General features: G+C 65.3%; 30 protein-coding genes and 1 pseudogene. 16 read left to right on the forward strand and 15 right to left on the reverse strand.

Going from position 1 to position 26962, the window contains the following annotated elements:
* The first annotated feature begins 20 nt into the window (after nucleotides 1–20).
* The 3 genes from GOAMI_RS06155 to GOAMI_RS06165 are packed head-to-tail and all read left to right on the forward strand — an operon-like array spanning nucleotide 21 to nucleotide 1760.
* Entirely contained in the window at nucleotides 21–701 is a 681-nt protein-coding gene (locus GOAMI_RS06155; protein ID WP_006435551.1) for a DNA alkylation repair protein, read from the forward strand.
* Nucleotides 702–754: 53 nt separating this feature from the next.
* Nucleotides 755–1009, forward strand: a complete 255-nt coding sequence (locus GOAMI_RS06160; RefSeq protein ID WP_006435552.1) for an HTH domain-containing protein — start codon at nucleotides 755–757, stop codon at nucleotides 1007–1009.
* Entirely contained in the window at nucleotides 993–1760 is a 768-nt protein-coding gene (locus tag GOAMI_RS06165) for a DUF2332 family protein (RefSeq protein ID WP_006435553.1), read from the forward strand. Before GOAMI_RS06160 ends, GOAMI_RS06165 begins: the two co-directional genes overlap by 17 nt.
* Here GOAMI_RS06165 and GOAMI_RS06170 read toward each other — a convergent pair.
* Complete coding sequence (locus tag GOAMI_RS06170; RefSeq protein WP_006435554.1) at nucleotides 1674–2942, reverse strand: MFS transporter; 1269 nt, start codon at nucleotides 2940–2942, stop codon at nucleotides 1674–1676. The two genes, GOAMI_RS06165 and GOAMI_RS06170, sit on opposite strands and share 87 nt — an antisense overlap.
* A 24-nt stretch (nucleotides 2943–2966) precedes the next feature.
* On the opposite strand from GOAMI_RS06170, the gene GOAMI_RS06175 reads away from it, so the two are divergent.
* The gene (locus GOAMI_RS06175) at nucleotides 2967–3548 is read left to right on the forward strand and encodes a TetR/AcrR family transcriptional regulator (RefSeq protein ID WP_040004598.1); all 582 of its coding nucleotides are present in this window, start codon (nucleotides 2967–2969) and stop codon (nucleotides 3546–3548) included.
* 61 nt (nucleotides 3549–3609) lie between these two features.
* Here the strand turns inward: GOAMI_RS06175 and GOAMI_RS06180 are convergent, their stop codons facing one another.
* The 4 genes from GOAMI_RS06180 to GOAMI_RS06195 all read right to left on the reverse strand — a co-directional run bounded on the left by GOAMI_RS06180 (nucleotide 3610) and on the right by GOAMI_RS06195 (nucleotide 6767).
* Complete coding sequence (locus GOAMI_RS06180; RefSeq protein ID WP_006435556.1) at nucleotides 3610–4485, reverse strand: hypothetical protein; 876 nt, start codon at nucleotides 4483–4485, stop codon at nucleotides 3610–3612.
* A gap of 152 nt (nucleotides 4486–4637) precedes the next feature.
* Nucleotides 4638–5996: an NADP-specific glutamate dehydrogenase gene (gdhA, locus tag GOAMI_RS06185; RefSeq protein ID WP_040004599.1), complete on the reverse strand. Its 1359-nt coding sequence runs from the start codon at nucleotides 5994–5996 to the stop codon at nucleotides 4638–4640.
* A gap of 84 nt (nucleotides 5997–6080) precedes the next feature.
* On the reverse strand, nucleotides 6081–6380 hold the full coding sequence (locus tag GOAMI_RS06190; RefSeq protein WP_006435558.1) for a hypothetical protein: 300 nt from the start codon (nucleotides 6378–6380) through the stop codon (nucleotides 6081–6083).
* A 36-nt stretch (nucleotides 6381–6416) separates the two neighbouring features.
* Nucleotides 6417–6767 (reverse strand): hypothetical protein, encoded by a 351-nt coding sequence (locus GOAMI_RS06195; RefSeq protein ID WP_243828807.1) that lies wholly within the window; start codon nucleotides 6765–6767, stop codon nucleotides 6417–6419.
* 617 nt (nucleotides 6768–7384) lie between these two features.
* Between GOAMI_RS06195 and GOAMI_RS06200 the strand changes: the two genes are divergently transcribed.
* Nucleotides 7385–7717: a hypothetical protein gene (locus tag GOAMI_RS06200; protein ID WP_006435560.1), complete on the forward strand. Its 333-nt coding sequence runs from the start codon at nucleotides 7385–7387 to the stop codon at nucleotides 7715–7717.
* Between the two features lie 55 nt (nucleotides 7718–7772).
* Here the strand turns inward: GOAMI_RS06200 and GOAMI_RS06205 are convergent, their stop codons facing one another.
* Nucleotides 7773–8771: an alpha/beta hydrolase gene (locus GOAMI_RS06205; protein WP_040004600.1), complete on the reverse strand. Its 999-nt coding sequence runs from the start codon at nucleotides 8769–8771 to the stop codon at nucleotides 7773–7775.
* Between the two features lie 298 nt (nucleotides 8772–9069).
* Between GOAMI_RS06205 and GOAMI_RS06210 the strand changes: the two genes are divergently transcribed.
* Nucleotides 9070–10446 (forward strand): NAD-dependent succinate-semialdehyde dehydrogenase, encoded by a 1377-nt coding sequence (locus tag GOAMI_RS06210; protein ID WP_006435562.1) that lies wholly within the window; start codon nucleotides 9070–9072, stop codon nucleotides 10444–10446.
* Between the two features lie 38 nt (nucleotides 10447–10484).
* Here GOAMI_RS06210 and GOAMI_RS22500 read toward each other — a convergent pair.
* Nucleotides 10485–10832: pseudogene (locus GOAMI_RS22500) on the reverse strand (winged helix-turn-helix transcriptional regulator); the annotation flags it as partial.
* Here GOAMI_RS22500 and GOAMI_RS06215 point away from each other — a divergent pair.
* A complete protein-coding gene (locus tag GOAMI_RS06215; protein WP_081598198.1) occupies nucleotides 10794–11903 on the forward strand; it encodes an acetyl-CoA C-acyltransferase in 1110 nt (369 codons plus the stop codon). The pseudogene GOAMI_RS22500 and the gene GOAMI_RS06215 overlap by 39 nt on opposite strands.
* A 22-nt stretch (nucleotides 11904–11925) precedes the next feature.
* Here GOAMI_RS06215 and GOAMI_RS06220 read toward each other — a convergent pair whose 3' ends face one another.
* The gene (locus GOAMI_RS06220) at nucleotides 11926–12672 is read right to left on the reverse strand and encodes an MBL fold metallo-hydrolase (protein ID WP_006435565.1); all 747 of its coding nucleotides are present in this window, start codon (nucleotides 12670–12672) and stop codon (nucleotides 11926–11928) included.
* A 477-nt stretch (nucleotides 12673–13149) separates the two neighbouring features.
* Between GOAMI_RS06220 and GOAMI_RS06225 the strand changes: the two genes are divergently transcribed.
* Both GOAMI_RS06225 and GOAMI_RS06230 read left to right on the forward strand, forming a co-directional pair.
* The gene (locus GOAMI_RS06225) at nucleotides 13150–14016 is read left to right on the forward strand and encodes a sulfurtransferase (RefSeq protein ID WP_006435566.1); all 867 of its coding nucleotides are present in this window, start codon (nucleotides 13150–13152) and stop codon (nucleotides 14014–14016) included.
* A gap of 211 nt (nucleotides 14017–14227) precedes the next feature.
* Nucleotides 14228–14719, forward strand: coding sequence for a GyrI-like domain-containing protein (locus GOAMI_RS06230; RefSeq protein ID WP_157228279.1), 492 nt, complete (start codon nucleotides 14228–14230; stop codon nucleotides 14717–14719).
* Here GOAMI_RS06230 and GOAMI_RS06235 read toward each other — a convergent pair.
* From GOAMI_RS06235 to GOAMI_RS06255, 5 genes are all read right to left on the reverse strand, one after another.
* The gene (locus GOAMI_RS06235; RefSeq protein ID WP_006435568.1) at nucleotides 14622–15545 is read right to left on the reverse strand and encodes a cytochrome c oxidase assembly protein; all 924 of its coding nucleotides are present in this window, start codon (nucleotides 15543–15545) and stop codon (nucleotides 14622–14624) included. The genes GOAMI_RS06230 and GOAMI_RS06235 overlap by 98 nt on opposite strands.
* Nucleotides 15542–16078 carry a DUF2243 domain-containing protein gene (locus tag GOAMI_RS06240; RefSeq protein ID WP_006435569.1) on the reverse strand — a complete coding sequence of 179 codons (537 nt, stop codon included), beginning with the start codon at nucleotides 16076–16078 and terminating at the stop codon, nucleotides 15542–15544. Before GOAMI_RS06240 ends, GOAMI_RS06235 begins: the two co-directional genes overlap by 4 nt.
* 114 nt (nucleotides 16079–16192) lie before the next feature.
* On the reverse strand, nucleotides 16193–16966 hold the full coding sequence (locus GOAMI_RS06245) for a GMC family oxidoreductase N-terminal domain-containing protein (RefSeq protein ID WP_006435570.1): 774 nt from the start codon (nucleotides 16964–16966) through the stop codon (nucleotides 16193–16195).
* Between the two features lie 111 nt (nucleotides 16967–17077).
* The gene (locus GOAMI_RS06250; protein WP_040004603.1) at nucleotides 17078–17353 is read right to left on the reverse strand and encodes a hypothetical protein; all 276 of its coding nucleotides are present in this window, start codon (nucleotides 17351–17353) and stop codon (nucleotides 17078–17080) included.
* Nucleotides 17350–17844: a TnsA-like heteromeric transposase endonuclease subunit gene (locus GOAMI_RS06255; protein ID WP_255219182.1), complete on the reverse strand. Its 495-nt coding sequence runs from the start codon at nucleotides 17842–17844 to the stop codon at nucleotides 17350–17352. Before GOAMI_RS06255 ends, GOAMI_RS06250 begins: the two co-directional genes overlap by 4 nt.
* Nucleotides 17845–17992: 148 nt before the next feature.
* Between GOAMI_RS06255 and GOAMI_RS06260 the strand changes: the two genes are divergently transcribed.
* Nucleotides 17993–18460, forward strand: a complete 468-nt coding sequence (locus tag GOAMI_RS06260; RefSeq protein ID WP_006435573.1) for a hypothetical protein — start codon at nucleotides 17993–17995, stop codon at nucleotides 18458–18460.
* A gap of 86 nt (nucleotides 18461–18546) precedes the next feature.
* On the opposite strand, the gene GOAMI_RS23765 is transcribed toward GOAMI_RS06260, so the two are convergent.
* Nucleotides 18547–18816 (reverse strand): MerR family DNA-binding transcriptional regulator, encoded by a 270-nt coding sequence (locus tag GOAMI_RS23765; protein ID WP_369403352.1) that lies wholly within the window; start codon nucleotides 18814–18816, stop codon nucleotides 18547–18549.
* On the opposite strand from GOAMI_RS23765, the gene GOAMI_RS06265 reads away from it, so the two are divergent.
* On the forward strand, nucleotides 18787–19749 hold the full coding sequence (locus GOAMI_RS06265) for an oxidoreductase (protein ID WP_006435575.1): 963 nt from the start codon (nucleotides 18787–18789) through the stop codon (nucleotides 19747–19749). The genes GOAMI_RS23765 and GOAMI_RS06265 overlap by 30 nt on opposite strands.
* 21 nt (nucleotides 19750–19770) lie before the next feature.
* Here the strand turns inward: GOAMI_RS06265 and GOAMI_RS06270 are convergent, their stop codons facing one another.
* Nucleotides 19771–20181 (reverse strand): MerR family transcriptional regulator, encoded by a 411-nt coding sequence (locus GOAMI_RS06270; protein WP_006435576.1) that lies wholly within the window; start codon nucleotides 20179–20181, stop codon nucleotides 19771–19773.
* Nucleotides 20182–20253: 72 nt separating this feature from the next.
* Between GOAMI_RS06270 and GOAMI_RS06275 the strand changes: the two genes are divergently transcribed.
* From GOAMI_RS06275 to GOAMI_RS06300, 5 genes are all read left to right on the forward strand, one after another.
* Entirely contained in the window at nucleotides 20254–21360 is a 1107-nt protein-coding gene (locus GOAMI_RS06275) for an MFS transporter (RefSeq protein ID WP_051995377.1), read from the forward strand.
* A 1002-nt stretch (nucleotides 21361–22362) separates the two neighbouring features.
* Nucleotides 22363–23157, forward strand: coding sequence for an SDR family NAD(P)-dependent oxidoreductase (locus GOAMI_RS06285; RefSeq protein WP_006435579.1), 795 nt, complete (start codon nucleotides 22363–22365; stop codon nucleotides 23155–23157).
* The gene (gene acsA / locus GOAMI_RS06290) at nucleotides 23154–24983 is read left to right on the forward strand and encodes an acetate--CoA ligase (RefSeq protein ID WP_006435580.1); all 1830 of its coding nucleotides are present in this window, start codon (nucleotides 23154–23156) and stop codon (nucleotides 24981–24983) included. Before GOAMI_RS06285 ends, acsA begins: the two co-directional genes overlap by 4 nt.
* Nucleotides 24980–25981: a pyruvate dehydrogenase (acetyl-transferring) E1 component subunit alpha gene (gene pdhA / locus GOAMI_RS06295; protein ID WP_006435581.1), complete on the forward strand. Its 1002-nt coding sequence runs from the start codon at nucleotides 24980–24982 to the stop codon at nucleotides 25979–25981. The genes acsA and pdhA overlap by 4 nt, the downstream gene beginning before the upstream one ends.
* Nucleotides 25978–26952 (forward strand): alpha-ketoacid dehydrogenase subunit beta, encoded by a 975-nt coding sequence (locus GOAMI_RS06300; RefSeq protein WP_006435582.1) that lies wholly within the window; start codon nucleotides 25978–25980, stop codon nucleotides 26950–26952. Before pdhA ends, GOAMI_RS06300 begins: the two co-directional genes overlap by 4 nt.
* The last annotated feature ends 10 nt before the right edge of the window (nucleotides 26953–26962 follow it).

A 26962-nucleotide genomic window follows, 5' to 3' on the forward strand; every position in this document is an offset into this window, starting at 1 on the left:
TGGAGACCGGAGACGCCGTGATGGAAACCGCCGACACCGAGGCTGCCGTAGCCCGGGTACTCGCGGAACTCGCCGAACTCGAGGACCCGAAGATCCGCGCGGTCAACGAGAGGCACGGAGACGACCACGGCGTCAATCTGACCAAGCTGCGGGCCGTCGCCAAACGTCTCAAGACCCAGCACGACCTCGCTTCCGCGTTGTGGGCTACCGGTGACACGGCCGCTCGACTGGTCGCAGTGCTCATCTGCCGACCGAAGGCCTTCGACGTCGCACAACTCGACACGATGGTGCGCGAGGCCGGTCGGCCGAAGGTGCACGACTGGCTCGTCGGTTACGTCGTGAAGAAGAACCCGCACAAGGAAGAACTGCGCGTCGCGTGGATGGACGACACGGACGAGGCCGCGCGCAGCGCCGGCTGGGCCCTCACCACCGAACGGGTGGCCAAGAAGCCCGACGGACTCGACCTCGTCGGGCTTCTCGACATCATCGAATCGGAGATGCGGGACGCCCCGGAACGCCTGCAGTGGGCGATGAACACCTGTTTGGCGACGATCGGCATCGAACACCCCGGCCACCGGGCGCGCGCCATCTCCATCGGTGAGCGCCTGAGGGTCCTCGAGGACTACCCCACGTCACCCGGATGTATCTCACCGTTCGCGCCCACCTGGATCACCGAGATGATCGAGCGACAGCAGGCGTGAGCGTCATGCGTCGGTCTGCTCGCGCTGCTGTCGTTGCTGCAGCAGACACGGGAATGCCCGGCTCGCTCCTGACCGACCGGTTGCAGATGAGCGAGCGGACCGTACGCCGTGACGTCGAACGTCTCCGCGAGCTCGGATACCGGATCGACGGCACCAATGGCCGCGACGGTGGCTACCGGCTCGACGCGGGATCCACGTTGCCGGTCGAGGTGATCGGCCCGGAGGAGCTGCGGACGGCCTTCGCGACGCCAGCGGAGCGGTCGGCACGAGTGTCCGGGGGAGTCGCGTCAGATGGGTGCTCTCCCTGATGGTCTCGGTGAAGCACTCAGATCACACCGGGCGGTACGCGGTCCTCTATCCGGCGATCGCCGAGCGGCCCGACGCTGCGCCGCCGAGCGCGTAGGGCTGATCGACGTCGGCCGTCCCGCCGGTCTCAACCTCAACGTCGACCGCGTCGGGATCTTCTACGGAGACAATCAGACCCTCGGTGATGTGTCATCGCCCGTGCAGCTGGAGTGCTCGGTGGTGGGCGATCGCCGGATTCCGAGTGTGCCGATTCCGGATGTCGCGGCGCGGATCGTGCTCGACCGCGCGCCGCTCGACATGTGCAACCCTGTGCACCGGAATCGCATCCGGCCGGCCGACGACCGGTCACCCCATCTCGACGACGAGATCGCGCTCGCAGAATCATCTCCACCGCAACAGATTTCGGGAGATCCGATCACGGCGCTGGCGGATGCGGTCTCGTGTGTCCCGGATCGGGCGCTGCCGGTGGTCATCACCACCTGGTCGCTGTCGCGGTTCTCGCCGGAGAGACGACGCCGATTCGTGCATGCGTTGGGAGAGGTCTCCTCGGCGAGGAGGACTGCATGGGTGTCGGTCGAAGGGGTCGGGGTCGTGCCCACCATTCCGACGCTCGGGGATCGTCCGGTGTCTGGGCACAGCATCATCGGGCTGACCGTGTTCGAGCCGTCAACCGCATTGCCGCGCTTCGATGTCGCCGGCGACGCGCTCGGCCGGTGCTGGTCCCGCGGACGGTTCATGTCCTGGTTCGCCTGAGTGGTCCGCGCCGTCCGCGGGCACCCGGCGACCGGTGCGGTCGAGTGCGGACACGGCGATCGACGCACTCGACAACACCGCGGCCACGACGAAGGCGAGCCCGTAACCCGCTCCGGTGATGATGGCACCGAGTGCGGTGGCACCCACTGCCTGCCCGAACATCAACGCGATGAACAGGAGTGCGGTACCCGCAGCCGATCGTGCCGCATCGATGGTCGAGGTCCAGGCGATGAGCGCGGATGTCGCCGAGGTGAAACCCCACCCGAAGAAGAGGCAACCGACGAGCGTGACCGCCATCTGTCCCGGAGCAGCGGCGACCAGGAGAACCCCGACCGTCATCGTTCCGCAGCTGAGTGTCCACGCCGAGGTCGCCGACCACCTCGCCAACGGTGTGGCGGTGAGAGCCACTGCGGCGCCGCCGATTCCGATCATGATCCACGCGATGATCGTGCCACGTTGGGATGATCCGCCCGTGTCGACGAGGATCGCACGGCCGTATGTCCACATGGCGCTCGACGCCCCGCCCAGCAGAACCGCGATGGTCAGTGCGGTGCCGTGGCGGCGGATCCACCCGACGGACAGGGTGTGCGACTGCTCGTCCTGGGCGGCGGAACCCGGCCGGTCGGTGATGAGGAGGGCGACCGCGATGACCGCGGTCACCACGCCGATGATCGCCCAGGTCAGGCGCCATTCGGGTAGGAAGGCGAGTGCCAGCGCCCCGGCGGCGACGAGTCCGGGTCCGGTGCCGGAGTTGACCATCGACTGCGCCCGGTCCACGCGATTCGCGGCGATGTTGCGCCGGACGACACTCACCATGGCGGGCGATGCCAGGCCTGCTCCCGCAGAACTGATCACGGCGAAGAGTCCGAAGGTGAGCAGGTCCCCGGCTGCGGCCATGCCCCAGACCCCACCTGCCGCGGTGGCTGTGGCGACGACGATCAACACCTGAGGATTTCGGCGTCCGTAGCGGAACCCGCACAACGCCGCGAGGCAGTAGACCAGCGACGACCCCGAGGAGATATACCCCGCACGGGCCGAATCGAGAGCCAGGTCCGCCTGGATGTCGGGTAGGAACAGCCCGTAGGCGAGTCGCACCAGCCCGTAGGTCGCCGCGATGAAAGCTGTGCCGGCCACGATGACCGACGGCTCACGACAGAGACCAAACGAAAACGTGCGTTTCATATTTTCGAGTCTAGGCTGATTGCCATGCCGATGCGCAAGAGCTCCGAGGAGAAACTGCTCGACGCAGTCGATGACCTGGTGTTCTCGTGCGGAATCGACTCGACGCCCGTCGACGCCATCCTCGCGCGGGCGGGCGTGTCGGCGGCGACCCTGTACCGCGGCTACCGCAGCAAAGAGGCGCTGGTCGCAGCTTCCCTCGCACGACGACACGAGCGCTGGCGCGAGACGTGGGGGAGTCTCATCGCGGTTGCGGCCGACGCCGAGGGCCGGTTGCTGGCGATCTTCGACGCCATCGACGAGTTCGCCGCCCGGCCAGACGGCGCCCGATGGTGTGCGTTTCTCGGCATCGCTGCCGAGATGTCCGATCCGCCACCAGAGATCGCCGACGCCGTCACGCGCGACACCGACCACATGCGCCGGACCCTGCGCGACCTCGCCGCGCAATTGCCGTGCGCGAATCCCGACCACCTGGCCGAGCAGATCCTCGTCGTGGTCACCGGCGAACTCGCGATGAGACTGCGTGACAGGCCCTTACGGAAGTCGACGGTGGGTCGGGAGATCGCGACGACACTCATCGCGACAGCGCGACCGTCCGCTGGAGCGTGACCGCGTACTACGGATTGAGTACTGATATCGCATACCGCGGTCCGAGTACGACCCGATCCGCTCAGTCGAAGTACGACGCGTACTTGCTGTAGGGCACTTGACCGTTGGGACTGGCCTTGATCGCGGCGGCCACCGGCGGCGGGATGGGTGCCCAGTAGGCGGGCATCGCGGCGGCGAGTGACGGCTTGACGACGTAGAGCAGTGCGAAGTTCACGATCCAGAGCGGCGGCGCCATCGACATGCCGACGGTACTGGTCACGCCGGCCTTCGCATTCGTCACGAGCTGAGCTTCGCCCGACATCTGTTGCGCGACAAAGCCGAACGGGACCTCGATGGTGTAGGCCGACCGATAAAGAGCCAGCAGGGTGTCGATCGCCCCGTTGTTGCGCAGCCATGTACCGACGTAGCCGCCGGGAGCGATCAGCGAATTGACCTGTCGCGTGGGCGCACTCGCGTTCGCGGGGCTCTGCAGCATTCCCTCTTTGTTCACGTACAGGCCGTAGCTTCCGACAACGGAGTTGCCGAACATCGGGCGACCGGTGGTGTTGGTCAAGATGATCAGGCAGGCGTCGATGATCTTCGCGGCGTCACGGCTGCCGCCGATCCCGCCACCGCTCAAGAAGGCTCGGTATTGCTGTTCGGACAGTGCATCTTTCGGGGACAGGCCGATCGCTGCGGCCACGCGATCGGCAGCCGCGATCCCGAGCGGTTGGTTCAACTGCGCGGGGTTGGTGAGCTTGGGTGGCGCGAACCGCTCGAAGGCCGGCGCACCCGAGAAGGGGAGAGCAAACCCCGTCGCGTTTCCCGGAGCAGCGGTTGCGTTCGGGGTCACGCCCGCGGCGAGGGTGATCACCCCGAGGATGGTGAGCAACGTCGTGAGGACCCGTCGCGGACCGGCAGGCGGCCGATCCGGTCCCGTCGAGTACACACTTCGCATAGCCGGCCCCAATCAGTCGAGCGGACAACCCTTCTGTGAGCACACTGAAGCGCCGGGGCCCGCGCGGTGTCAAGGGGCCACTGAAAGCCGTATGACGTTGTACCCGGAAACCGGGCACAACGTCATACGGATTCAGAGCGGGTGGCGGTGGCTCAGATCAGGCCGAGAGCCAGCATGGCATCGGCGACCTGGGTGAAGCCCGCGATGTTCGCACCCATCACGTAGTTGCCGGGAGCGCCGTACTCCTCGGCGGTGTGCAGGCAGTGATCGTGGATGGAGGTCATGATCTCGGAGAGACGATCCTCGGTGTAGCCGAACGTCCACGAGTCACGAGACGCGTTCTGCTGCATCTCGAGTGCGCTCGTGGCCACACCGCCCGCGTTCGCCGCCTTACCGGGCGCGAAGCTGACTCCGGCCTCGCCGAAGATGCGCACGGCCTCCGGGGTGCAGGGCATGTTGGCGCCCTCCGCGACGATGCGGACACCGTTCTTGACCAGCTGGGTGGCGTCGGCACCGTTGAGTTCGTTCTGCGTCGCGCACGGGATGGCGATGTCGGTGGGCACGTTCCACAGGGAGCCGGTGGTGACGAGTCGCGCTGAGGGGCGGGCGTCCACATAGTCGCCGATGCGACCCCGCTGGACGTTCTTGATCTCCTTGAGGAGCTCCAGGTCGATGCCGGCCTCGTCGACGATGTAGCCGCTCGAATCCGAGCAGGCGACGACACGGCCGCCCAGCTGCTCGATCTTCTCGATGGCGTAGATGGCGACGTTGCCCGATCCGGACACGACGACCGTCTTGCCGTCGAGTTTGTCGTCCGCTGCTGCGAGCATGTCGCGGACGAAGAACACCGCGCCATAGCCGGTGGCCTCGGTGCGCACCTGTGACCCGCCCCAGGCGAGTCCCTTCCCGGTCAGGACGCCGGACTCGTACCGGTTGGTGATGCGCTTGTACTGGCCGAACAGGTAGCCGATCTCCCGACCGCCGACGCCGATGTCGCCGGCGGGGACGTCGGTGTACTCACCGATGTGGCGGTAGAGCTCGGTCATGAAGGACTGGCAGAACCGCATGATCTCGTGGTCCGAGCGGCCCTTGGGATCGAAGTCGGAACCGCCCTTGCCGCCACCGATGGGCAGGCCGGTCAGTGCGTTCTTGAAGATCTGCTCGAAGCCGAGGAACTTCACCACACCGAGGTAGACGCTCGGGTGGAAGCGCAGCCCGCCCTTGTACGGTCCGAGCGCCGAGTTGAACTCGACGCGGAAGCCGCGGTTGACCTGTACCTGGTTCTGGTCGTCGATCCACGGCACGCGGAAGATGATCTGCCGCTCGGGTTCGGTCAGACGCTTGATGATTCCGGCATCGGCATAGTGCGGGTGCTTGGCCAGGACGGGGCCGAGGCTGTCGAAGACCTCACGAACGGCCTGGTGGAATTCGGCTTCTCCGGGGTTGCGCGCAACCACCTGTTCGTACAGATCGCTGACCTTCTCGTCGAGCACGGCCACGGCGGCCACCACTTCCTTTTCGATACCTCTGGGAAAGGCGGTGGACCCCCAAATCGGTCACCGCCGTCCTGCAGCCTATCGATCGACAGGAAGTATCTATGAATCCGGTCGGCGTTGAGCCCAGCCGACGATTGCCGGAAACGCCCCGGATGACCGGTCCGCAGCACTCGTCACGAGATAGAAAGCTGAGGTCAGGGGGTTTCCGTTAATGGCCGACTCGTAGTCGGCGGCGTGGGCGACGTGTCGGGCCCGTTCGCGGGCGATGCCGGTCTCGTGCGGCGTGGAGGCCTCCGCGATCACCACGACGTCGGCCGCGGGTGCGGAGTTCCGCGTCGGGAGTGCAGGCGGCCGGAGTCCGGTCTCCGGGACTTCGGCCGATCCTGCGACGGCCCTCATCGGGACGCCGCCCGTCGGTCGTGACCGCGAGCCCAGTCAGGACGTCGTGATCAAGGGTTTCGCGCGTAGATCGAGCATCGGGTGTCGTGCGGCGATCTCCTCCCGCGAGGCGCGGTCCACATCGGTGCTCAGTGTGAGAATCCACGGCACGGACTCGGCGGCCCCGCTCGTCGACGAACCGGCCGGCAACTCTGTCGCCCACGGGTCGAGCTCGAGATCGGCGAGGATGTCGCGCGACAGACTCTCGAGCTTCGACGCGGTGAGCCGACCCGAGGAGTCCGCGAACGCGAGACAGACGTCCTTGCCCACCGGTACCCCGAAGTCGTCGACGTCATTTTCCCGATGCCACTGCCGACGCAGGAGCAGTGAGTCGGAATCTTCCACCACGAGTGAGCACTTCACAGGTTTCGGAAAAGCATTCAATGCGCGTGACGACGCCTGGTCGATGAATTCTCTGAGTCGCCCCGTCGATCCGCAGACTCGTATACGGCATTCCATGACAACCGCTTTCACGGCCACTCTTCCTTTCGCTGAAAACCGGCCTTCCGGGCCGGTCCCACGGACTCTAGCCGAAAAAAATACAAAAGCCAGCTCGCTCGGGTTCGTCGTCGGAGTGGTCACTGAAATCCGCTGTTCTGCAGTAGATTCAGCAAGCCGTCGACCGTGCGCCGGGGGGCGGTCGGCGGCGACTGGACTTTTTTTCTTTGTGGGCTATGGTCACGGAGGTGAGTGGGTTCGAGACCCACTTTCATCAATCATGTCAGCGGGGAATCATGGCAGAGAAGAATTCAAGTTCGAAAAAACGTCGCCAAGAATTGAAGTTGCGGAGGGAGAAAAAGCGCGCAAATGAAGACAGCTCGATCATTCGGAAACGAAAGAATGTTGGATGACGTGGCACAGAACACGCGCCTCGTAGAGGTTCTCACCTATCTCCACGACCGCTTCTCGGCCCTGGCGACGGTCGAGCAGCCGCAGTCCGAGCTCCTTCGGGGGTTCGGGCGGGCATGACGTTCGCCCGCATCTGCGTCCTCGACGAGATCACCACCGAGTCGCTCCGTCCCGATGCGTTCGTCGGCGCAGCTGTGTTCTCAGGGGGTCTGCGCCGGGACTTCGACGTCGTCCAGGGGCTGGTGGACCGGCTCGAGCGCGAGGGGCGGTGGGCTGCCGACGCCGATGACAGTGAGTTCCGGGTCGGGTATTACGCCGCGCTCGGCATCGCCCGCGACCACCTGGATGTGGCTCGTCGAACGCTCGACATCGGGGAGGCGCCGGCCGGCGTGCACCGCCCGGTCCGTAGCCGGTCCCGGCGAGCCGCAGCCGTCGCCGCAGGTCGGTGACCTACGCGTGGGACGGGCGCGATGTGCCCGTCCCACGCGCAGGGACGAGGCGGCGTCAGCGCCGGACGCCGAGTCCCTTGGCGATGGTCGGCCACGCACGATGGAGGTCCTGATTCCAGTAGCCCCACGAGTGCAGCCCGGACCTGAAATCGTAGGTGACCTGCACACCGGCCGCGTCGGCTCGGCGCTTGAAGCTCTGCGTGCACTGGAGAACGACGCCCTCGAGAACGCCGCCCACCGGGGACGCAAGGCCTGCGATACCCAGCGACGGGTCGGGCAGTCCGTTGCCGACGGAGACATACATCGGCTTGCCGTCCAGTACCTCGATGTGTGCGGCCGGGTTGTGGTCATCCCAGCTCGAGTGGCCCAACGGACCCCACATGTTGTCGGGATTGCCACCGCGGGTGGACACCGACGCGGCCGTGGCCTGACGGTACTCGGGTGAACCCTGGTCGAGACATCCACTGAACGCCACGACGCCGCGGTAGAGGTCGGGGTGGCGAACCGCGATCGACATCGCGCCCAGCGCTCCCATCGACAACCCGCCGATGACGTTGCGGCCGTTGCCATTGAAGCGTTTGTCGATCAGTGGGGGTAGTTCCTTCGTCAGGAATGTCTCCCACCTGTTCCGTCCCAGAACAGGATCGGTCTTCTGCCAGTCCGTGTAGTACGCGGCCATGCCGCCGATGGGCATCACGACGTTGACCGGTTTGTCAGCCATGAACTTCACGATGTCGGTCTGGAATGTCCAGCCGCTCTGCGTGTAGTTGGTGTAGATGCCTCCGTCGATCCCGTCCAGGAGGTACAGGGTCGGGCGACGCTTCTCGCGATCCGAGGGTAGGAGGACGCTGACCCGGACGGGTCGCTGCATCGCGGGGGAGTAGACCGTCACCGTTGCCCGCGTCGGGGTTGTTGGCGAAATCGACAGGACGCGTGCGACCTCACGAGCATTCGTATCGTGCGGCGCAGCCGCGACAGGCTCCGCGACGCCGAGGCTTCCGGTCATGGCGACGCCGGCGCACGCGAGCGCCACGGCTCTCGGCCATTTCGACACTGCTCCCCCTTTGGGATCTTCCGACGGGTGCCCCCGCTCCGCGTCGGCGATGACTCGCTTCATGATGGCGTAGTCGCGGCCGAACCGCCGAGGTATCGGACCGGTCTCGGCGCGTCGCTGCAGGGTGGTTCGCAGAATTTCGACCGAACGGACGAGTTGGTCCGGCGGGAGTGGGCTCGTGGCTCGTGTTTGCGCGGAGGTCGCGCGGGTACCCGACCGAGAGGCTGGCCGTGCCCCCATCGAGTGGGTTCATCAACGCAGCCGATCAGAACCACCGACATTGGAAGGACGGTTCTCTGTGAGCACCTATGTCACCGCGAATCCCACCACAGGAGTGACCGAGCAGGAGTTTCCCGGACTCGCCGACAACGAGATCGACGGGCTCGCGGCGCGGTCCCTCGAGGCGTTCGACAGCTGGCGGCGCACCGAGGTGGCGGAGCGTGCCGACATCCTGTCCCGGACTGCGGGCCTCTACGAGAAGCGTGCGGAGGAACTGGCTTCGGCGATCACGACCGAGATGGGCAAGCCGGCGAAGGAGGCGGCCGGCGAGGTCCAACTCGCCGCCGACATCTACCGGTGGTACGCCGAGCATGGTCCGGATCTGCTGGTCAGCGAGGAACTCGATCCACAGGGTGCGCAGTCCTCGATCGTGCAGACGGCGCCGATCGGACCGCTCCTCGGGGTCATGCCGTGGAACTACCCCTACTACCAGGTGGCACGGTTCGCGGCGCCCAATCTGCTGGCCGGTAACACGATCATCCTCAAGCACGCATCCATCTGCGCGGCATCATCGGCGCTGATGGCGGAGATCGTGCACGACGCGGGGGTGCCGCCGGATGTCTACGCGAATGTGTACGCCAGCAGCGATCAGGTCGCTGAGCTGCTGGCGAATCCGGCCATCCGCGGGGTGTCGTTGACCGGCAGTGAGGGCGCCGGCGCGGCGGTGGCCAAGGTCGCCGCCGAGAACCTCAAGAAGTCGGTCCTGGAGCTGGGCGGTTCGGACCCGTTCATCCTCCTCGACTCCGCAGACCTGGACCGCACCACCACGATCGCCGCTCGGGCGCGGCTGTCCAACGCCGGGCAGGCCTGCAACTCGCCCAAGCGCTTCATCGTCACCGACGAGCTCTACGACGATTTCGTGCGCGGGCTGGTCGAGAAGTTCGAGGCCACGGCGGTGGGGGATCCGGCTGATTCGTCGACCCGGATGGGACCGCTGTCGTCGATCTCCGCGCGAGACACCGTCGCCGAACAGGTCAAGACCGCTGTCGACCAGGGCGCAAGGCTGCGGACCGGGGGTTCTCCGATCGACCGCGACGGTGCCTTCTTCCAGCCGACCGTGCTGACCGACATCACCCCGGACATGGACGCCTACTCCGAGGAGATCTTCGGGCCGGTGGCCATGGTCTACAAGGTGTCCTCGGCGGATGAGGCCGTCGATCTCGCGAATGACGTGCAGTTCGGTCTCAGCGGTTCGGTGTGGAGCGACGACATCTCGAAGGCCGAGCAGGTCGCCGACCGACTCGAGGTGGGGATGGCCTACGTCAACGAACACGGCACCACGCTGCCGGGTCTGCCGTTCGGCGGGGTCAAGCGCTCCGGTTACGGCCGTGAACTCGGACGTTGGGGTCTGGGCGAATTCGTCAACACCAAGCTGCGTCGGACGGCTGCCGAGTAAAACGGCGACCGGGGGCCGGATTCAGCTAGACCGGCGGGGACCCTCACCTCGACATCGTCGGGGCCGAGGGTCTCCTGCTCGCCGGTCACCACCCCGACCCGGATCGGGTTCCGGGACGTGTCGGTGACGGTGAGCGGCGGGCCATCGGGCTGGAGATGCTCGTTGCCCCACTGCATCAGCGACATCACGACCGGGAACAGATCACGCCCCATGTCGGTGAGCAGGTATTCGTAACGGACCCGCTGGCCGGGCTCCTGATACGGGACCTTGGTGAAGATGCCGGCCTCGGTCAGTTCTTTCAGCCGGGCGGACGCGACCGCGTCGGTGATGCCCACGCGACGGGCGAACTGGTCGAACCGGGTCGCGCCGTAGAAGGCCTCGCGCACAGCCTCCGGGCCATCGTCGACCGCACTGGGATCGATCCGGTCGAGATCGACGACGTGATCACCGGAGTCGTCAGCCAGGTCGGCGAGCAGAGCCTCAACCTCGCACGTCGTGCCCTGCTGGCTGCCGGCTACCCGGAGTCGGTGCCCGGCGTGTCGGTCGACTGTCAGTGTGGCAGCGGGCAGCAGGCGATCGCGTTCGCCGCCCAGGGCGTCATCGCGGGGACCTATGACGCGGTCGTGGCCGCAGGAGTCGAATCGATGTCACGAGTACCCATGGGCTCGGCCGCGGTCGGCGCCTCGGACCTCAACGGCACCGCGTTCGACACGCGTTATCCCGACGGGCTGGTCGGGCAGGGCATCTCCGCCGAACTCATCACCGCTCGATGGAACATCTCTCGTACCGAGATCGACGAATTCTCCCTGCGATCTCACGAATTGGCGGCACAGGCGACGAAGAACGGGTTGTTCGACAACGAACTCGCGCCGATCGCCGGTCTGACCGCTGACGAGGGGATCCGGCTGGGCAGCACCGTGGAGAGTCTGGCCGGTCTGCGGCCTGCCTACTACGACGAGGCGATCGCCCGACGATTCCCGGAGATCGACTGGCGGATCACCGCCGCCAGTGCGAGCCAGATCAGTGACGGTTCGGCGGCCGTTCTCGTCATGAGTGAGGAGAAGGCAGCCGAGCTCGGACTGCGCCCGCGCGCCCGAGTGCACACCATCGCGGTCGCCGGCGACGATCCGCTGTTGATGCTCGCCGCGATCATCCCGGCAACCCGAAAGGTGCTCGCGCGCAGCGGACTCGATCTCGACGACATCGACCTGTTCGAGGTCAACGAGGCCTTCGCTCCGGTCGTGCTGGCCTGGGCCCAGGAGCTCGGCGTCGACCTCGACAAGGTGAACGTCAACGGCGGCGCGATCGCGCTCGGTCACCCGCTGGGAGCCAGCGGTGCCCGGTTGGCGACCACCGGATTGAACGCGCTGGAACAGCGGGGTGGACGGTTCCTTCTCCAGACGATGTGTGAGGCAGGCGGTCTCGCCAACGCGACGATCTACGAACGCCTCGACTGAATCGGGCGGGCGGCGGTCGGCGTCAGCTGTCGGTGTGGCGTGCGCGCTCCGCGGCCGCCGCCGCACCGTGGTGCCACGGGACGCCGTGCCCGGGAAGGACGGACTTCGCGCCGGTGGCGGCGATCGCGTCCAGCGAGGCCCGATTCCGTTCGAGGTCGGCGGTCGCCGACCCGGCGATCAGCCGGGGCCCGTGCGCCCCGGTGTAGGGGTCGAGCGTCACCAGTGCATCCCCGGAGATGACCGCGTCGCGGTCGGGTAAGTGGAGGGATGCATGGCCGAAAGTGTGTCCGGGGGTCGGGATCACCTCGGCCCCGCCCGGGAGTTCGGCGTCGTCGTCGAAGGTGGTCAACTGAGCGGCGTCGACTCCCCGGACCTTGAACGCTCCGGCAAAGGCCATGCTGCTCAATAGCTTCCAGGACGACGGGTTGCGCAGCGGGACGCCGAGACGGGTGGCGTTCTGATGCGCGTAACGGTAGGGGTGGGCGGCGAGCCACGCGTCGTCACGATGGATGTGTACTGGGATCCGCCAATGCTTGGCCAGGCGTCGCGCGGTGCCCACATGATCGAAGTGTCCGTGGGTGATGATCAATGCCGACACCACGTCGACGTCATGGCCCAAGTGGTGGATCGCCTCGACCAACGGCCCGTAGGACCGGGGCAGTCCCGCGTCGACGATCACGAGTCGGTCGTCCACCTCGACCAGGTACTGGTTGGTGTACGCGTGCTCGAGTCGATGGATTCCGGGTGCGACGTCGCGTTGGAAGACCATGTCCCAGCGTAACCCCGCAGCGCAGTGCTCAAACCCTGGTTCACCAGGGGAGTAGCCCGTTCTCGTCCTGCAGCGTTTCCGGTCGGCCCGTCGGGTCCGATCGTCGCGAGTCGCACGACGGTTCGCGCACTTTCCTCGACGGGCCGGCCCGCCGGTCATCCCGGCCGACGCGGTCATGTCGGTCGCGGTGAAGCCGGGTTCGAGCGCATTGAACCTGATGCCCGGTTCGGACTTCGAATACGTCGACGGAGTACGCGGTCGGCGACTGCGCACGATGTCGAGTGTACGGACCGGTATGACGTGGATCACACAGTCCGTGTGTGCGCCGAGGCCGACTGCGGTGTCAAGTGTTAGGTCTCCGGTGATCGAAACGCCGAGATCCAGCGATCTGAATGCGGTGGAGTGCGTCTTTGCCGCATACGATCTGGGCTGCTCTGCAGTCGCAGGACAAGACAACTCAGAAGGATTGCCGAACCGATGACGACCCACCCTCTCCTCGTCGACGCCGCCTGGCTCACCGAGCACATCAACGATGAGAACGTGCGGGTTCTCGACGCGACGGCCGAGCGCGGACATCCCGATGGCTCCGGCCGTCCCGTGCCCTCTCTCGGCCCGGCGTTGTACGCGCGAGCGCATATCCCCGGTGCGTTGCACGCCGATCTGGATCGCGACCTCGCAGACCCGGATGCGGCGGTGCCGTTCATGGCCCTCGACAGCGAGACCTTCGCCGAACGCCTCGGCGCATTGGGCGTCGGCCCGGATTCCCACGTCGTGATCTATGACCAGGGAGGCAACATCTGGTCGTCACGTCTCTGGTGGAATCTTCATCTCGAAGGGTTCGACAACGTCTCCATCCTCGACGGTGGGTTGCCCGCCTGGCAGCTCGCCGGGCAACCCACCCGGCCGGGGGTCGAGTCCTATCCCGTGGCCACTTTCACTGCGTCGCGACGACACGAGTTGTACGCCGACAAGGAGACAGTGCTCCGAGCCATCGACGACGAAGGCGTTCTCCTGGTCAATTCGCTCGATCCCGCGACCTTCCGCGGCGAGACCGACACCTACGGTCGGCCCGGGCGCATCCCCGGAAGTGTCAACCTGCCGTATCCCGATCTCATCGACGCGGCAGGACTGCTCCGCCCGCTCGACGAGGTGCGCGCCGACTACGAGAAGATCGGCGCACTGGATTCCGGCAAGAAGGTCATCACCTACTGCGGCGGGGGCCTCGCCGCGAGTCTGCTCGCCTTCGAGCTGGCCATCCTGGGCCGCGACGACGTCGCGGTCTACGACGCGTCGATGTACGAATGGGGTGCAGACGAGTCGTTGCCGCTCGAGTCGACTAGATAGCCGGGAGTCTCCACGACCCGACGTCAGGTCGACGGCGCGCGAGTTGCCCTGGCGGAGAACGGAGGCGGGTTCTACGCCGATGAGGAAGCGGCGCGTGCCATCGCCATCCGGCGGAAGCCGACCTCGGCGCGGCCGCGACGGACCGAACGACATCCCGAACAGTTGACCAATGGCCCTGTGGCCGGATGCTCCGCAGAGCGATCCTGTGAGAATGCAGGACTACGAGGTACATGAGGAGTCCCGGATAGCCCAGGTGACAGCAGTCGTCAGGTCCACGCTCGCAGTCGAGGAGATCGGGCCGTGGCTGAAAAACAGTTACGGGGACATCGATCGCGTGCTGTCGGAACGTCAGGCAGGTCCCACGGGGCCGCCCTTCGCTCGCTATCGCATGCTCGGGGGTGGCCGATTCGAGATCGAGGCAGGGTTTCCCGCGACGTCGCCGATCGATCCGGTCGGCGACGTCGGGCCATCTGAGCTACCGGGCGGGCAGGTCGCCGTCACCGTCCATATCGGGCCCTACGACGCGATGGAGCCGGCGTACAAGGCGCTCGAGACGTGGGTGAACGAACACGGCGGAAAGGTCGGCGATCCCTGGGAGGTCTACTTCAGCGATCCCTCCACCGATCCGGCGGGTTGGCGAACCGAGATCGTCCAGCCCTTTCGACCTGCCGAACCGGAGTTGCCGAGCGGCGACAGTCGCTGACGGCCCGAGTTCGGTCGCGCACCGCGGCAACGACCCGGGTCGTTTCGTGCCCTCGAGCGAGCGCCGAATCCCCGGTGGTCCGGACGCAGGTGAGCAGAAGTGCCAGGGCCAACAGGATCTCGGCGATGTCACCCCAGTAGTACATGAGGGTGCCACCGGCCCGAAGTTCATCGGGCGGTGCATCGACCGCGACGAACAATCCGGCGTACAGCAACTGGGCGATGACCGCGTGGCCGAGGATGGCGAGGCCGAGGACCGCCAGACGCATGCGGACCGACGGACGGTCAGGTCCGGGGTCCGGACCGGCGATCATCCACGCGAACAGATAGCCGCCCACGAAGAAGTGGGCGTGAACGACCATGTGGAGGGCTCCGTGGCGTTCGGTGAGCGTGAACAGCGGGGTGAAGTAGAGTGCCGCGAGGCCGCCCACCGTCGCGATCAAGAGTACCGCGGGATGAGTGGTGATCCGCGCGGGTCGCGAACGCAACAGGTGCACAAGCGGTTTGGCCACCGAGGCCGGAGTGGTCCGCAGTGCCAGAGTCATCGGTGCGCCGAGAACGAGGGCCAGTGGTGCAAACATGCCCAGCAGCAGGTGGCCGAGCATGTGATCCTGGAACGAGTCGGATGTGCTCGGACGCAGTGCCATACCCAGGATGATCAGTCCGACGATGAAACTCGCGGTGCGCCAGTGGTTCCATCCGCGCGGCTGTCGATGACATCTCTGGGCGGCGATGAGGTAGACGATCGCCGGCAGAGCTAGTGCACCGATCGCCAGCAGCATATCGGCGGAGATGACACCGGAACCCGCTTGATGGGCAGTGTTCACGACGTCGGGTTGCGCTGCTCTGCCCGCGGCGGCGCCGTGAGCGGTGTTGCGGTCCGCTGGAGAGCCCATCCGATGAGTACGAGGACTGCGCCGAAGATCAGAAAGCCGATGTCCCAGAGGGTTTGGTTGTCACCGCTCCGGACATGGTGGATTCCCAGGATGTGGTGATCGATGATGCCCTCGACGAGGTTGAACAGTCCCCATCCGACCAGAACCCAGCCCCACAGTGATCGTGAAGTCCACAACCGCTGTCGTGCACGGGTGACACGCGAATACAGCAGTGCCAAGCCGATCAGCACGGCCAGCCAGGTGACAGTGTGGAACAGTCCGTCCCAGAGCGTGTTGATCTCCAGTCCGTGGACCGTGTCGGCAGGGTAGTAGGCGACGCCGACGCGGTCGTCGTCGGTGCTCGTCAGCATGTGATGCCACTGCAGTATCTGATGGAGCAGGATGCCGTCGACGAATCCACCGAGACCGATGCCGAGGACGACTCCCGGCAGAGCGAGCGAGGTTGTCGTGTCTTTACTCTTCACTGGTGAGTTGCTGCGCACCCGACCGACGTACCCGGGACGTCGGGGAGTCCAAACATCGGGCGCGTACTCACTACGCGCTCCAGGAGAGGACCTCGGCGCCTCGATGCGCGAGCATCATCGTTGGAGCTTTTGTGTTACCCGAAGGAAGAGTCGGCTCACGGAAGCGTTGACGACGCTCAGACTCTCGGTGCCCACGACACGCAGCTCGCGCGGTCCGAGGGTGCTTGACGTCGGCACCTTGGATCGCCAGGTGTCGAGGGCGACGAGGTGATCTTGGAAGTTCTCCCCGACGGCCGGTACGTCTGCGACTGACCCACAGGGGCCGACGCCGGAACGTAGGAGAATGGCTGGTGTGCCGATCGCCCCGGCGCAAAGTACGACCGCCTGACCTGCCACGATCCGCGCACCAGGACACCGCGATCGGTCCACCGGTTCAGTCCTCGACGGCCCGAGAGTGGGGGAGATGCGTCCCGGGACGAAAGTGTCGGTGAATCCGTTCTTGCTGGAGTCTGGAGTGCACGGATACAACCAGTTCGCCTGGCGATAGATGGATGCCCTGCCGATGGCCATCGCCACGTCGGGGCGACGGTCCGTGCCGCCGGCTTCAAGCACGACGACCGAGGCGCACGATGCTGCCAATCGCGAGGCGACGATCGAACCGGCGGAGCCGGCGCCGACCACGACATAGTCGGCGCTGTCTGCTGGGCGTGTGCGCATGACGGAGCCTTCGGTCTGGGCGGTGGTAGCGAATCGTACTCGTGCAGAGTGGTTTTGGCCAGGAACGTTGTTTAACCGGACTGTCGGCTGAGTGGTGCAGAGGCGTGCGTCGAGAGCATGTCGTCGATGAACCACCGGGGTCGGCCGACCGGAGTGGACGTCCATCGCCATGACCTCGCTTGCGGCACTGCCGGCGATGGGTGACGAATCCGCGGAATGGGTGGCGCTCCTGTTAGTTAGCCGAAATGCGTTTCGGCGCTCAGTACTTCGTCGTCATGGCGTCTATTCGGTACTGGTTGCGACATCGTTCCGGTAGATAGCGAGGGCGTGTCGCTGGGCTTCGTCGACGTCGGGGTCGGTCGCTGCACGCAGGAAGGTGGGGTGGGTAAGCTGGCGCGCGATCTTGACTTGTTCGGGATACGTCAACGCCCAAAGGTCGTCGATGCCCGTCCGCTCCCGTCGGTGGGCGATTTCGTCGTGGCCAATGATCGCGGGGCTGGCGCAATCCCGGCCGATGAGCATGGGCAGCAGACAGTCGAATAGCCGCACCGACCTCATGACCAGATCTCGCTGTTCATCGACAGCGGGATGCCCAGATCGGCGGACAACTGCTGTCGCCACAACAGATGAAGAACGTTCGCCGTGAGGATGTTCAGCGGTCGGCCCGTCGAAGTGCTGGCGCGACGCAGGCCCGTCTGCAGTGCCGCCGGCTTGGCGAAGCACGTCCGGATCGCTACGGCGGTGTCATTGTCGGGGGCATGACGGTCTTGGCGATACCCGGCAAGCCAACGCAGGTTCTGCGATCGTTCACCAGGCAGACCAGTGAATATCTCATACTGCCAGCCGATTTCGTTGCAAGCCGCGCGCGTCATCGCGAACTGCGCTGCACCCTTCTCGACACGGTCTGGATGGCGGACATCTATGAGCCGGCCGTCCCCGTTGCTCAACCGGACGAAGAAGTCGGGGACATGATCACGCTGACCCTTGGTGTTGTGGGGCCACAGCAGCGCCAGCGGCTGCGCGGCAATTGCGACGACTCGAACATCCACGTCAGCCGCCAGTAGATAGTCACGCTCCAACCGACATCGAAATATGTTGCGGCGCAACAGATTTAGCGCCGAAGTGTCATAATAGATCTTATCGGCTATATATCAGGCTAGCCACAAGCCAGATTAACGGCTATATTACGAAGTAATCTTGCTGCGACCCGCCGAGGTCCGCGCCGCCGACCCAGCCGCAGCCGCTGCCCGGATCGACTTGACCGTTGTGCCGGTCGAGCACGGTCTGTGCCGCTACGGACCAGTCGTCGGCGGTGCCCAATGCCCGTTGCAGAAGAACTGCACCGATAGCCCCCACGGACCGTGCGAATACTTCGTGCTCACCGGCGCGGATCTGGCCTACTGGGAACGCAAACGCGACCGCGACTATCACTTCGCCGAACAAGCCCCCACCGACGAGACACGCGACTACATCCTCAGCCGCTGGCACCCCTGGGAACCCGTGCTCACCGGGCTCCGGGAAGCACTCAACGAACTCGGCCTGCTCACCGAAGCCGAAGAACTGGACCTACGGACACCCGTACACGACTACTTCGATCCACTGTTCTCCACCGGGTTCCCCGTGACAGAACTGAATCATCCGCCGCCAGAGCGTCAAAAGGCATGACGGACACCACGACATCGCTCGGATCGTCGAATCCGGTGCATCCATTGGTTCTCCCCGTGACCATCGGCGCGCAATTCGTGCTCCCGCTATCGCTGGCAGGCACCGCAGTGGCACTGCCAGTCGATGTCGGTTTGGGTGTAGCGGCGGCGGCCGGAGCTGGTGCGGGCTACGGTGCTGACGAGTAGATTTTCGTGTTCGTAGAACCGCAGGGTGTGGATGCTGAGTCCGGTGAGATCCGCGGCTTGGCCGATCGTAAATGTTTGTGTCATAACAGGATTCATCCGTGGGGTTGACCTAGAGTGCACTCTAGATTCTAGCGTGGTGTCATGAGTGAAACGACCGCACAACAGCAGCATTCCATCGCTTCGGGATTTGGGCACGGGACGACGAGTAAGGACGTCATGGCCGGTGTGGATCTCACCGGCTCGGTGGCTGTCGTGACGGGCGGCTACTCGGGCCTAGGCCTGGAGACCACCGGTCACCTGGTCCGGGCTGGCGCTCACGTCGTTGTCCCGGCGCGGCGCCTCGATGCCGCCGCCAGCGCTGTCGTCCCGTTCGGAGATGCGGTGACGGTGGTGGAAGCCGATCTTAGCGACCTGGACTCGGTGTCGGGGTGTGCGCAGCGCATTGGTGACTTGTGGCCGCAGATCGACTTGTTCATCGGCGCCGCGGGCATCATGGCCACGCCACTGTGGCGGGTGGGGCCGGGTTGGGAGAGTCAGTTCGCGGTCAACCATTTGGGCCACTTCGCGTTTGTCGCAGGGTTGTGGCCGAGCTTGGTGCGCGGTGCTGCCCGTGTGGTCGCGTACTCGTCAGCCGGACACCACATTTCAGGCATGCGCTGGGACGATACGCAGTTCATGACCGGATACGACAAGTGGGCGGCCTACGGGCAGTCGAAGACCGCGAACATTCTGTTCGCCCTGCATCTCGATGAACTGGGGGCGGCGGCGGGCGTGCGCGCGTTCTCACTACACCCGGGATCCATCCTCACCCCGCTGCAACGCCATCTCGAGTCGGCCGAGATGGTCGACCGCGGTTGGATCGACGAGCAGGGCACCGTCGCCGACCCGACCTTCAAGTCCGTGTCTCAGGGCGCCGCGACCGGACTGTGGGCGGCGACGAGCCCGCAGTTAGCCGGCCTCGGGGGCTTGTACCTGGAAGACTGCGACGTTGCCGGACCTGCCGCCGATGATGGGACCGGAGTGAAGGCCTACGCCGTGGACCGCCAGGAAGCGGCATCCCTGTGGGATCTTAGTGTGACCCTCACTGGCCGTGACCTGGGGTAATCGGCTGAGGTGTCGACGCCGTCATTCAATCACGGCATGGACGGGTTCGGCCCACGGTGCATCGGTTGCCCCCGATTCCAGATGATCTTCATAAAGCCCAATTTTGTGATCAATCAACGACAACGCGCCGTCGATCGTGTTGCGCCGATCCTGCAGCCGGGTCCGATGAGCCTGCAGAATCGCGACGCGCTCGCGCTCGGTCCCGCTTCCAGCCTTGACCAATTCGACGTAGCGGCGGATGTCGGCGAGCGGCATGTCCGAGTCGCGCAGCCGTACGCAGTTGCGTAGCCAGTCGACGTCGACGGGATCATAGAGTCTGCGGCCTGCCGCGTCGCGGCGAACAGGACTGAGCAGCAGACCTTCCCGTTCGTACTTTCGCAGGACATGAACGCTTAAACCCGTGCGTGCGGCCACTTCTCCGATACTCAGCATCGTTAATCCCCCTCTGATGTGATCTTTCCTACGTTGACCTAGATGCGCGTCTAATTCCTAGCGTCAAAAGGCATGACGGACACCACGACATCGCTCGGATCGTCGAATCCGGTGCATCCATTGGTTCTCCCCGTGACCATCGGCGCGCAATTCGTGCTCCCGCTATCGCTGGCAGGCACCGCAGTGGCACTGCCCTCGATTGCACGTGATCTTGGGTCAGATCCGACCCAGTTACAACTCGTGATCAACGGCTTCAACATCTGTTTTGCTGCCTTCACCATTGTGTGGGGTCGGCTGGCAGACCGCATCGGCTACCGGCGATCGTTCCAGGCCGGCATCCTGACCACCCTCGTAGGCTCGGTGGGCAGCGCCCTGGCCCCGACACTGCTGCTGCTTGATCTGGCCCGCATCGTGGCCGGAATCGGTGCGGCGGCCGTGCTGACCTTGGCCGCCACGATCATCTCCGACACCTTCGACGGCCCGCAACGGGCCCGCGCGTTCACCGCCTTCGGCACCGTGTCGGGGTTCGGACTGGCCGCGGGCCCGGCGATCGCCGGGGCGACCGTGTCGCTGCTGGGCTGGCGTGCGGTGTTCGCCCTACACGCGGTGCTGCTGCTGCTGGCTCTGATGGGTAGCCGGGCCCTGCCCCCGGGTGTACACGACCGATCCGGCACCGGGCATCCTCCCCTGCTGGACCCGGTGGTGTTCCGCAATGCCGCGTTCCTGCGGATGGCGCTGGTGCCGGTGGCCGGGGCAATTGGCTTCGTGGCGATCCTGACCTATCTGCCCAGCGGCTTGCAGGCTATTCACGGCTGGTCCGACGGTGAGGCGGGGGCATTCATGATGCTGATGACGGTGCCGGTCTTCATCGCGCCATTGGTGTCGCACCGTCTGCTGAGTACGGGGTTGTCCTCCGCACGGGTGCTCGCGCTGGTGGCGTTGGCGTGCTTGACACTGGGGCCGCTGGGGCTGTTGGCGATCCGGCAGGACGTGTCACCGATCGCAGCAGCGGCACGCCGCGGCGTTCACGACCAGCCAAAGCGTGACGCTGATGGTTGTCAGTGTCCTGTGCGCGCTGGTGTTGGCGGTCTACCTGCTGTTGAGCCGAGCAGTGAAGGAGCCTGCGACCGCGACCGACAACGCCCAGGATGCGGTCCCAGCCGCGGCGCTGGCCGGTGAAGCATGAGCACCGACAGCCTGCGGGCGTTCCTCGACAGTCCCACTGCCGATCAGCTCATCTCCCGGTTGAACAAGGATCGTCATCCAACTCCTCGTCATCCGCACCTACAGCTTCATGCAGGCCGCCTGCGTCGGTATAGGTGTTGCCTTGATCGCACTGGGAGGCGCGATCCGATCTCGGGTCAGCGTGGACGCGCCTGCCCGGGGGGCCGAGGTTGGACCCGTACGAGGTCCACTCCCTCACACGAATGATCCGACGCAACAGGATGATTGATGAGAATCCGATGTCAGTACAGGACCCCGGCGACAAGCCATTCGTGACTCACCGAACCGAGACAACGGTGATCGAACTCGAGAACGCCGACGACTCGACCGCCCCAGACGGCGAGCTGTTGAGATTCACCGCACGCGTGGAGGACGCCGACGGCAAGCCGACCGGCGAGAGCACCTGCAGCTCGACGTTTCAGCGACCACGGTCGATTCCGGACGACCTGACACCGCAGGAGCGGTGGAGTCCGACGATGAGGTCCGCTCTGAACTCTTTGGTGCACGTACTGGAAAACGACGGATGGGACGCCACCCGCGTGACAGGTGACCGGCCATGGCAGCTGTACTTCGTCCGAACCGCTGTCTGCCCCGCCTCGACGATCGACCGTGCAGACGCGACACGACCGCTGAGGCGCGTTGCCGACCATTGCCGCCCCCTGTGGAGCCGACTTCGATTCGGCCTGTCCCGGGGTCACGACATTCGACCCTGATCCTCAGGGCAACACCACCAATCCGCCGTCGGCTGATCCGATCACTTCCGGATTTCGGCACGGGGTCAGCGCTGATAGCCGAGTCGGCCCAAGGTGAAATAGTACGAACCACCCGAAAGCGGCATAAGATTCGATCTCCGACGTTGGCCACACGAGTGTGGGCCATTGGACACTAGAGGCGGGTGGATTCGTGGAGTCGAATGGTGATGAGGGCCTTCTCCACACCCGACGAAAGCCGCGAATCATGGCAGAGAACCACCAGCCCGACACCGGAGTCGCTCTGATCACCGGCGGCGCCCGTGGAATCGGTGAAGCGACCGCGCGTGCGTTGGCCTCAGCAGGGATGACCGTGGTCATCGCGGACATTCTCGATGGTCATTCCGTTGCCGAATCGATCGGTCCCACAGCGATGTTCGAGCATCTGGACGTCACAGACGCGAACAATTGGCAAGCCGTCCTTTCCAGAACCGAGGAACGTGCCGGGGTCCTGACCGCTCTGATCAACAATGCCGGAATTCTCGACTTCGGCAGCATCGAGACCTTCACCCCCGATCAGTTTCATCGCATTCTCGAGGTCAACCTGGTCGGCCCCTACCTCGGTATGCACCTGGCCGCCGATCAACTGCGGCGCAGCGGATCGGGGGTGATCGTCAACGTGTCGTCGACAGCAGGACTGATGGGTTATCCGAACCTCGCCGGCTACGTCGCGAGCAAGTGGGGGCTGCGGGGACTCACCAAGGCTGCCTCACTCGACCTCAGCGCCGACGGCATCCGCGTCTGTTCGGTACACCCCGGACCGATCCGCACCCCGATGACCGAAGGGCTCGGCGACGAGCTCACGATGAATCAGCCGATCCCTCGATACGGAGAGGCAGATGAAGTCGCGCGGATGATCCGGTTCATCGTCACCGAGGCGACATATTCCACCGGCGCAGAGTTCATCGTCGACGGAGGCGCGGTCACCGGTCTCACAGCCGCCCTCGACATTCCCGAAGCCGCTCCGAACGCCGACGGTTCGCCGACCAGAGCGTCACGATGACCCAACAGCCGGCCGCTCCGCACGCCGCCACCGAGATCATCCGCAAAACGCCGGCGGAGCTGCTGGTGCGCCCCAATTTCGACGACTACCAGGCCACGCGCGCAACGTTCAGCTGGGCGCGGTCAGACCCCCTGCTGCGAACCCCCGACGGCGGGTGCAACATCGCCTACACCGCGGTCGACCGCCACGCCGACGGCGAGGCCGGCGCTCGCACGGCGCTACGGTTCATGGGATCCCCGACCACGACCGGCACGATCGGCAGTGTGGATCTGTCCTATGACCAGCTGGCGCACTCGGCCCGGCGGTTCACCAGCGTGCTCCGCGAACTCGGCATCGGCAAGGGCGACGTCATGTTCGTCGTCGCCGCCCGCGGCCCGGAACTCTATGCCGGGGTGATGGGCGCTCTCCGCAACGGCACGATCGTCTCTCCCCTGTTCTCCGCGTTCGGACCGGAGCCGATCGCCACCCGGATCCGGCTCGGCGGTGGCGCAGTCCTGCTCATCACCGAGTCGCTGTATCGCAAGAAGCTGGCAGCGATCCGCGACACGATGCCGACTCTGCGCCGGGTTATCGTCATAGGCGAATCTGGTTCGGCCGCTCCGGTTTCCGGAACAGAAAGCTTCAGCGAGCTCATGGCCGCGGCCTCCGATGACGCCGACTTGACCCCGACCACCGAAGACGATCCAGCGCTGCTGCATTTCACCAGCGGGACGACCGGAACTCCCAAGGGTGCAGTCCACGTTCACGGCGCCCTCGCGACCCACTACGCAACCGGCCTCTACGCACTCGACCTGCACCCAGACGACATCTACTGGTGCACCGCCGACCCCGGCTGGGTCACCGGCACGTCATACGGAATCATCGCACCACTACTCCACGGCATCACCTCGATAGTCGATCCCGAGGACTTCGATGCCGAGCGTTGGTACCGGATCCTCGAGCAGGAGAAGGTGTCGGTGTGGTACACCGCGCCGACGGCGATCCGCATGCTGATGAGGGCCGGAGAGGATCTGGCTCGAAAATTCTCACACCCCGACCTGCGGTTTGTCGCCAGCGTGGGCGAACCGCTGAATCCCGAGGCGGTGTGGTGGGGACGCGACGTCCTCGGGCTGCCGATCCATGACAACTGGTGGCAAACCGAGACCGGCGGCATCATGATCGCCAACACGGCGGCTTTCGACATCAAACCGGGATCGATGGGACGGCCGCTACCGGGCGTCGACGCGTGCCTCGTGCAACGAAGCGCAGACCACCGCGTCACCGTCATCGATACCCCGGACCAGGTCGGGGAACTGGCCCTTCGCGCAGGGTGGCCGTCGATGTTCCGCAGTTACCTGAACAACGCCGAACGCTACCGGGACTGCTTCGTCGACGATCTGTACCTCACCGGGGACCTCGCCACCAGAGACGCCGACGGCTACTACTGGTTCGTCGGACGTGCCGACGACGTCATCAAATCCGCCGGACACCTGATCGGCCCGTTCGAGGTGGAGAACGTGCTGATGGAGCATCCCGCAGTGGCCGAGGCCGCGGTGATCGGCGTGCCCTCTCCGGTGACCGGCGAAATGGTCAAGGCGTTCGTCACCCTGAAGCACGGATATGAATTCGACGACGCACTGCGTCGTGAGCTTCTCGGGCACGCACGCAAGAAACTGGGGGCGGCGGTCGCCCCCAAAGACGTCGAGTACGCCGCGGCGCTACCGCACACCCGCAGCGGCAAGATCATGCGACGACTGGTACGCGCCCGCGAACTCGGACTGCCCGAGGGCGACTTGTCGACGTTGGAGTCCGACGGTCACATTCCGACATCCGAGGCGAAATCATGAGCAGCCCGTCAGCGATCCGCGCTTATCGCCAGGACTTCCTCCACGGGCTCCTCTGCGACATGGTTCGCATTCGCAGCATGGAGGAACGCGCAGCAGAACTGTACGGAGCCACCAAGATTCGTGGCTTCCTGCACTTGTACGTGGGACAGGAAGCCGTCGCGGTCGGAGCACTACGAGCCTTGACCGACGACGAAGCGGTGGTTGCAACGTACCGCGAGCACGGTCATGCATTGATCCACGGCGTACCCATGACCGCGATCATGGCGGAGATGTTCGGCAAGCAGGAGGGATGCTCACGCGGACGCGGTGGGTCGATGCACCTGTTCGACTCTGGCACCCGATTCTTCGGTGGCAACGCCATCGTGGCCGGAGGGCTACCGCTCGCGGTCGGAATCGCCTTGGCGGAGGCGATTCACGGACGCACGCGGGTGACGGCGTGCTTCTTCGGTGACGGCGCTGTCGCCGAAGGCGCCTTCCACGAATCCGTCAACATGGCGGCACTCTGGAATCTGCCGATACTCTTCTGCTGCGAGAACAACCGGTACGCGATGGGAACAGCTCTCGAACGGGCGCAGTCACAAACCGATCTACGGGCCAAGGCCGCGGCCTACAACCTGCCCACTGTCCAGGTGGACGGTATGGACGTGATGGCCTGTCACGAGGCCGCAGACCACGGCGCGGAATATGTCCGCGATACCGGCGGGCCGTACTTCATCGAGTTCCTGACCTACCGGTTCCGCGCGCATTCGATGTTCGATCCCGATCTCTACCGGGACAAGGCCGAGGTGGACGAATGGAAGAAGAAGGACCCGATATCGACCTTCACCGCACGGCTGCAGGAGTTGGATCTTCTCACCGACGACCAGGTCTCGGCGATCAAGACCCGGGCCGAAGCGGAGGTCGACGCGGCGGTGGCGTTCGCGGAGAAGGGCACCCTTGAACCCGTCGATGACCTCCTGCGTGATGTTTCCACGCCACACGCCGAGGAGAGGCTGTGAAGACCACGTATCGAGGTGCCCTTCGCGACGCCCATCGAGAGGCGCTTCTCTCCGACGACCGTGTCTTCGTGATGGGTGAGGACGTGGGTCGCTACGGCGGTACCTACGCGGTCACGAAAGGGCTACTCGAAGAGTTCGGACCAGAACGGATTCGGGATGCACCGCTGTCCGAACTCGGTTTCGTCGGCGTCGGCGTCGGCGCCGCTTTGAACGGTTTGCGCCCCATCGTCGAGGTCATGACGGTCAACTTCAGTCTGCTGTCACTCGATCAGCTGGTGAACACCGCAGCGGCGTTGCGGCACATGTCCGGGGGGCAGTTCTCCGTCCCGCTCGTGATCCGGATGTCCACGGGTGCCGGCCGTCAGCTCGCTGCCCAACACTCCCACAGTTTCGAGAACTGGTACGCACACATCCCGGGCATCACCGTCCTCGCGCCGTCGACCGTTGCCGATGCACGCGGGATGCTCGCACCTGCCCTGGCAGATCCCGATCCGGTCGTCATATTCGAACATGCACAGCTCTACAACCTCGCCGACGATCTCGAGGACCCGCTCGATGTCGACATCACCTCGGCAGCCGTCCGGCGACCGGGCACCGACCTCACCCTGATCACCTACGGAGGGTCCTTGCCCAAGACAATGGATGCCGCCGACCAGCTTGCCGAGAACGGGATCAGCTGTGAAGTTGTCGATCTGAGAATACTCAGACCGCTCGACATGGCGACGGTCGTGGCGTCGGTGACGCGAACCCACCGGGCGGTGATCGTCGACGAAGGGTGGCGCAGCGGCAGTCTCGCCGGTGAAGTGATGGCCCAACTCGTCGAGCAGGCCTTCTACGACCTCGATGCACCTCCCGCACGTGTCTGCACCGCCGAGGTACCCATCCCCTACGCGCGCCAACTCGAACAGGCCGCACTCCCACGACGAGAGACAATCGAAGCCGCGGTGCGCTCCGTCATGGGATCGGAGTAGGTGAGGCACC

This window comes from Gordonia amicalis NBRC 100051 = JCM 11271, assembly GCF_000332995.1.
Classification (GTDB): domain Bacteria; phylum Actinomycetota; class Actinomycetes; order Mycobacteriales; family Mycobacteriaceae; genus Gordonia; species Gordonia amicalis.

Excerpts from the sequence above, each read along its gene's own strand:
- GOAMI_RS06155 (WP_006435551.1), top strand. The coding sequence starts at position 21 with ATGGAAACCGCCGACACCGAGGCTGCCGTAGCCCGGGTACTCGCGGAA.
- GOAMI_RS06160 (WP_006435552.1), top strand. The coding sequence starts at position 755 with ATGCCCGGCTCGCTCCTGACCGACCGGTTGCAGATGAGCGAGCGGACC.
- GOAMI_RS06165 (WP_006435553.1), top strand. The coding sequence starts at position 993 with ATGGGTGCTCTCCCTGATGGTCTCGGTGAAGCACTCAGATCACACCGG.
- GOAMI_RS06170 (WP_006435554.1), bottom strand. The coding sequence starts at position 2,942 with ATGAAACGCACGTTTTCGTTTGGTCTCTGTCGTGAGCCGTCGGTCATC.
- GOAMI_RS06175 (WP_040004598.1), top strand. The coding sequence starts at position 2,967 with ATGCCGATGCGCAAGAGCTCCGAGGAGAAACTGCTCGACGCAGTCGAT.
- GOAMI_RS06180 (WP_006435556.1), bottom strand. The coding sequence starts at position 4,485 with ATGCGAAGTGTGTACTCGACGGGACCGGATCGGCCGCCTGCCGGTCCG.
- GOAMI_RS06190 (WP_006435558.1), bottom strand. The coding sequence starts at position 6,380 with ATGAGGGCCGTCGCAGGATCGGCCGAAGTCCCGGAGACCGGACTCCGG.
- GOAMI_RS06200 (WP_006435560.1), top strand. The coding sequence starts at position 7,385 with ATGACGTTCGCCCGCATCTGCGTCCTCGACGAGATCACCACCGAGTCG.
- GOAMI_RS06220 (WP_006435565.1), bottom strand. The coding sequence starts at position 12,672 with ATGGTCTTCCAACGCGACGTCGCACCCGGAATCCATCGACTCGAGCAC.
- GOAMI_RS06225 (WP_006435566.1), top strand. The coding sequence starts at position 13,150 with ATGACGACCCACCCTCTCCTCGTCGACGCCGCCTGGCTCACCGAGCAC.
- GOAMI_RS06230 (WP_157228279.1), top strand. The coding sequence starts at position 14,228 with ATGCAGGACTACGAGGTACATGAGGAGTCCCGGATAGCCCAGGTGACA.
- GOAMI_RS06245 (WP_006435570.1), bottom strand. The coding sequence starts at position 16,966 with ATGGCGATGGACGTCCACTCCGGTCGGCCGACCCCGGTGGTTCATCGA.
- GOAMI_RS06250 (WP_040004603.1), bottom strand. The coding sequence starts at position 17,353 with ATGAGGTCGGTGCGGCTATTCGACTGTCTGCTGCCCATGCTCATCGGC.
- GOAMI_RS06265 (WP_006435575.1), top strand. The coding sequence starts at position 18,787 with ATGAGTGAAACGACCGCACAACAGCAGCATTCCATCGCTTCGGGATTT.
- GOAMI_RS23765 (WP_369403352.1), bottom strand. The coding sequence starts at position 18,816 with ATGCTGCTGTTGTGCGGTCGTTTCACTCATGACACCACGCTAGAATCT.
- GOAMI_RS06270 (WP_006435576.1), bottom strand. The coding sequence starts at position 20,181 with ATGCTGAGTATCGGAGAAGTGGCCGCACGCACGGGTTTAAGCGTTCAT.
- GOAMI_RS06275 (WP_051995377.1), top strand. The coding sequence starts at position 20,254 with ATGACGGACACCACGACATCGCTCGGATCGTCGAATCCGGTGCATCCA.
- GOAMI_RS06285 (WP_006435579.1), top strand. The coding sequence starts at position 22,363 with ATGGCAGAGAACCACCAGCCCGACACCGGAGTCGCTCTGATCACCGGC.
- acsA (WP_006435580.1), top strand. The coding sequence starts at position 23,154 with ATGACCCAACAGCCGGCCGCTCCGCACGCCGCCACCGAGATCATCCGC.
- pdhA (WP_006435581.1), top strand. The coding sequence starts at position 24,980 with ATGAGCAGCCCGTCAGCGATCCGCGCTTATCGCCAGGACTTCCTCCAC.